The sequence below is a fragment of the Thermogutta sp. genome (assembly GCF_039793925.1).
GTDB lineage: Bacteria > Planctomycetota > Planctomycetia > Pirellulales > Thermoguttaceae > Thermogutta.
The window spans coordinates 1-5,270 of sequence record NZ_JBAMME010000239.1 but is presented as its reverse complement, the minus strand read 5'-3'; the positions used below and the strand labels follow the sequence as shown (position 1 = coordinate 5,270).

Sequence of the window (5,270 nt, the reverse complement as noted above, 5' to 3'; positions counted from 1 at the left end):
TCGCAACGCGGTCTAGATCCGATTTCATGCTTCCTAAAAAAGCGCCGGGGCGGGTCCAGCCAGCTCCGCGGTTGGTGCTCGAGACGCTCGCGGGCCGCGTGACGAAGACGCCGCAAATGCTAGTCGAACGGGCACAGCACCGACAGATCGCTTAACACAGCCGCACTGGCAAATGCTATCGCCGACGTCACGATCCAGTGATTCGGAGGCCAGTTCGGAGTCTCCTCGGCAGCGAGGTCCGGTTGCAGGGGTCGACCCCGACGAGCGGGTTTTGGCTCACCAGGGATTAAGTCTTGCGCCGTTGCGGTGTATCAATGGCGGGCTGAGATGTTCCGCACCCTTCCAAGTCGACTCCAAGCGATCCGCCAAATCCAGACCGCCTGGAACCTGAGGAACACCCCTTATGACTCAAGTACCTTGCGATCAAACACTCGGGCGAATTCGCGACCAACCGCGGCTTTCACGCGTACACAATGCCATAAAGCGCTTCGCTGGTGACCCAGGTCGCTCGAGTATTCGTGCCAACACCGCGTCCCATGATCTTGGACATCGTCATGCGGCAGGCAGCCCAGTCAGGGAAAGGAAAGCGCACCGGGCAACAGTCGCTAGCCACAGCCTTGATGGGCACCGCGCACGTGGATCCACATTTTCAAGCTTGCCTGACTACCCCCGAGCGGGTGCGATGCACGTCGGTGGCAAGCATTAGTCGCGTCGGTTGTTTCCTTGACTGCTCCTTAGTTTGGCCCAACGCGATTGAAGGTCATCAAGTCGCACTTCTTAGAAAGGGTTGACTTTATCGGTTGTCTCCGCGGGTTCCGCTCGCGCCAAGAATGCGCTCGGAGCCCGCAGAACCTGGAAGCTGTGCGGCAGATTCCTGCCATGCCTACCTCGATCCCGAGCCGGTTGGTCCCGAGCTCGCGGGGACTCAGGTTCTGCCGGGGCCTTTGTGCCCGAGCCACCGTCGGTAGCTGTGCCGGCGAAGTCACCGTCGGTTGGCTCCATGTTGTAGTGTGGGTGTGCCTGGTGTTTTCGCAGCCCAGAGTTGCCAGTCCGACTACTACCGCGAGGCTGCATGCCAAGATTCGATGCGTCATGGTAATCGCCACTCCGTTTCAATTGGTTGTGCTAAATTCACTGCGGTGCTGATATCTGGCGGGACGGCGCGCCGATGAGCCGCTTCCCACGCTAGCCAAACTAGCCAAGGTCAGAATTCAATCCACGTGACCACAAGGCCAAAGAAAACGGCACAAGAGTATGGCGTGCCGGGGACAGGCCAATCGGGCCAGTGGTGGATAAGCCAGAAACGGAGATAGTAAATCATCGCCAGTCCACTAACGGCTAACCAGGCCTTGCTGCGCGCGAACATCACCAGCGGCAAGGCCCAGGTCCAGTACCAAGGATTCTGAGTTGGGGAAAGAAGCCAGAACCAGGCCAAAACGAGAAACGCGACTCGGAGCCAGGCTGCTGGGGATTCGGAAAGCCTCGTCCGCCAAACGAGAACGGCCAGGATCGTCAGAAAGGCCAGTGCCGTGAGGAAGCGGGCTACCAGAAAGGCCGTCCGCGCCAGGTCGGTTTCAAGCCAACGCGAAGGGATCGCCAGCAGCCCGGCCTTCCAGGCATCGGGCATTATGGAGAACCACGGCCGCTGCTCCGGTTTCACCTCCGCCGACGGTTTGAGGTTCTCAACGATCAGCAAGAACAAGAAATCGTTCATCTCCCAGTGCCGGAAGAATGCGGTAAGGCCGCTAGTCGGGGCTTGGGGAGTCGTTGCCGTATCGACTGGCGGTGGGGGAAGCGACCCGTCTGCGCCCGCGACCATGCTGCTGGAATAGCCGGGTGGCGAGGCTTCTTTCGAGGGAATCATCGGCCACAGGACGACTGTTGCGGCCGTCACAAATGCGAGGGCCGCGGCCGAGGCCCAGCGCCAACCGACCGATCGCATCCAGACTGCGGCGAACACCGGAGCGAGCACAACTGGATACAACTTAGACCCGACTGCCAGAGCCAGAAACACGGCGCAGAGAAAGGTGTATGTTCGACCCCACGCCGCCGAGTTGCGGCTGGCCAACGGTCTCACCGCGAAAAACAAAGCCAGAATCGTGAGAAAGACCGCCAAGGAATCCAGATGGCCTGTATTGGCAATCTCCTTGATGACCAGCGGACACCATCCATAGGCGACCGACCAACCAACATGTGTTCCTGTCAGACGGAGAAGCGCGACAACGCCTGCCAGCGTCCCCAGGTCGAACAGCACGAAAGCCGCCTTCATGCCCACGATGCGTTCCAACACACTGGAACTCTTCGGCGTGAGATAGACAGCCGCACCAAATACCGCTTGACTGACCGGCGGATAAATCGTAGGTAGCTCACTGAAGTGGACACGGGAAAGAATTGTCTCCAGGACTGGATCGATAGATCGCAACCTCACCAGACGATCGAGGTCGTCGGGAATACTTGTTTGAGGCGTCGCCGCATAAACTTGCTGTGGGCTATAGCGGTACGGGCTGATGCCCTCCGTCGTGACCGTTCCGTCCCAGATATAGCGGTAGATGTCAATCTCCAGGATCGGCCAGGAGTATAGCGAAACAGCACGGAACACAACGCTCGCCAGGACAACAACAGTCGATAGCAACTTGCAATCCCTGAATCGTAACGCGACGAAGATTGCAGCCAGGTATAGAGCAAACGCGAATGCCAACAAGGCGAGTACTGTGAGGACCGGCCGTTCAGTGCCCGGTATGTCCGGTGTGAAGCGAAAACTGAGGACCGCCAGCCCGGTGTACACACCTGTCAGCAAAAGCGCTAAAACGACAAGGATCCGAATCCAAAATCCTTCACGCACCGATCCGGGAGTCAGTTCCAAGTTGTGGCTCACGGCGTTACCCTGGGTTCGGAATCGAATTCTGCTGGTCGGACAGGCACAAATGCGTACTTGGCAATTGTGTAGAGGATTTTGACGCCAGCCTTCAGGGACCCCGAAAAAGTCCCACTGATCTTCCTCTGCCCGACACGGCGACGATACGGTACCGCAATCTCGACGGTGCGCAGGCCAAGCCGCGCGGCCTTAATTTGCATCTCGATCGTCCACCCGAAGCCGCGGCCACTCATACCGAGGTTGCACAGGGCCCGGTACTCGATCGCACGAAAGGGGCCCAGGTCGGTGTAATGAAAACCGAAGAGGCACCGCAAGAGAAAGCACGCGAGGCGGTTACGAAGCACACTTTGCAGCGGCATTGCCCCCGGCTCTCGCTGGCCTTGCAGACGAGAGCCGAGCACGAACTGAGCACGCCCGCTGAAGATTGGCTCCACCAGGTCGGGCAATAACTCTGGGTGGTCGCTGAAGTCCGCATCAAGGAATACGACCACCCGTGGCGGTGGCTCGCCAGCGTCGATGAACTCACGGATGGCAGCAAAACCTCGCAAGCAGGCTGCCCCGTAACCCCGCGTCGGCTCGTGCACGACGGTCGCCCCGTGGGCAGAGGCGTCGGCGGCAGTCGCATCGGTAGACGCGTTGTCGACCACGATTACCCGCTGCACCTTGGGGACGTCCCTCAACACCAACGGAAGCGAAACCTCTTCGTTGAAAGCGGGAATCACGACCATGACTTCATGGAGCATTGGCAGCCCTCGTGCAGCGGCTGGAACCTCCTCCGCTCCCGTTATAGCGGGGTGCATCTCACTGCTCCTGCTGCATCGCAGACAAACAGCGAATGCTTTACTGAACCCACGATCTTTCGCAAAGGTGGCGAATCAACGCGAAATAGCTTCGCTCTGTCCCTCAACGATGGGCCGGATTTCGGTCCGAGCAGTCGAGCCGAAGAACCAGTCGCTTACCCGCCAGGCCAGGCGACCAAGGGGAGTCGATATGGGATTGACGCCACGATCGTTCGACCCTTACATAGGTGTCTGGGATTTTTTTGCCATCACATCAGTGATCTTTTCATCTGCGGGCGTTTTGCCTGGTTACCGCAACAGCGACTCTTGCCGTCGGTACGGGCCGATCATTTCTTTGGTATCTGAGGCAGTCTGGCTCGGCTAGGCCGAGAACCCGATGGCGTGGGAAGAGAAGAGCATGGACGTGGTTTCTCGCGAAGGACGAGGCATCGCGGGAATGTCTGCCGAAAGTGGTCCCCTGGTGATCAGGGAGCGGCAAGCTGCGAGTGCGGCCTCACTCGGACAATGCTACGAACTACGCGGGGACCCCTTCAGCGTGGGGAGCCACACCTCGTTGCCAATATCGTATAAGACGGCCCGTACGAGTGTGGTATGGAGCGAAAATGGCAATGTCGGAAAAGGGATTGCAGGCTGTCCCAAACGGACGATTTTTCTCCAGCTTCCGTACACCATCCACAACAACGAATAGCAAAGCTTCTCCACCTTGCCCAGGAGGACGCCCAGCATCATCAACACGGCGAACACCACCAACAGGTTCCGCCGGCCGACTGTTCCAAATACCGTGGTCTACTCGCTCCGCAGATCCGCTCACTCGCGATGGGACCTGCTGGCAACGTTCCCGGGTCGCTCTGCAGCCCTTGGCAGAAGACGATCCCGGCTGATCACTTCCGAGTCCAATCGACCAGGGGCGGAAACCGCTCCATGGGCGGCTAGCGGTCCATCCTGTTGCAGGGCGCTACCTGCACCTGCGGCAAATGGCAGTTCCTACTCGCTGTAGGCGAAGCGAAACATGCCGCTGCCGCTGGAGCCGGGGGAAGAGCCGCCGCTAAAGCCGTCGTGAAGGTAGGCCAAGTAGTGCTATGGGCTACCCCCGCCCCGACATAACAGAGCCATCATTTCTCGCTGCATGAAGCCGTCATCAGAGGCACTGCCGCTCCTTCACTTCCCTGCGCACCGAGCATTGCACGATCTCCCTGACTGCTAACCCCTCCACAGAAGCTTTGCAGAATTATCTCAAAAGGCGCTCGGCGAAGCACGGATTCGACGATACTGATCGAGATCGAAGAGTCATAGTTTTCGAACATTGGCAAGGGATTCAAACCGGTATTGGCCAGTATATAGCCGTAAATCTCGCTCTTCGCACGATTCACATTGCGCACTTTGGTGCGAGGTTGTTCCGTCTTCAGCCCCAGCACCCACAGATTGCCGCCGTTATTGATTGTGTTCGGGCGAGGGCATTCGTCGTTCTGAAAATCCACTCCGTGCTCCATGTTCAATCCTCTTGCCCAAACGTTTTGACCGTTGATGTCCAGGAAATGGGTGTACACGTCGTCCAAAAACAAATCGCCTGCCCCGCGGGCCGCAGTGATTTGGTC

General features: G+C 58.6%; 4 protein-coding genes. 1 reads left to right on the top strand and 3 read right to left on the bottom strand.

Features of this window, described 5'->3' with window-relative positions; genetic code table 11:
* Window positions 1-1,204 precede the first annotated feature (1,204 nt).
* The gene (locus tag ABJK56_RS11085) at window positions 1,205-2,875 is read right to left on the bottom strand and encodes a hypothetical protein (RefSeq protein WP_347244733.1); all 1,671 of its coding nucleotides are present in this window, start codon (window positions 2,873-2,875) and stop codon (window positions 1,205-1,207) included.
* The gene (locus ABJK56_RS11080) at window positions 2,872-3,675 is read right to left on the bottom strand and encodes a glycosyltransferase family 2 protein (protein ID WP_347244732.1); all 804 of its coding nucleotides are present in this window, start codon (window positions 3,673-3,675) and stop codon (window positions 2,872-2,874) included. The genes ABJK56_RS11085 and ABJK56_RS11080 overlap by 4 nt, the downstream gene beginning before the upstream one ends.
* 397 nt (window positions 3,676-4,072) lie before the next feature.
* Between ABJK56_RS11080 and ABJK56_RS11075 the strand changes: the two genes are divergently transcribed.
* Window positions 4,073-4,363, top strand: coding sequence for a hypothetical protein (locus ABJK56_RS11075; RefSeq protein WP_347244731.1), 291 nt, complete (start codon window positions 4,073-4,075; stop codon window positions 4,361-4,363).
* Window positions 4,364-4,787: 424 nt separating this feature from the next.
* Here ABJK56_RS11075 and ABJK56_RS11070 read toward each other — a convergent pair.
* Window positions 4,788-5,270, bottom strand: a 483-nt coding sequence (locus ABJK56_RS11070) for a hypothetical protein (RefSeq protein WP_347244730.1), incomplete at its 5' end; no start/stop codon positions are given.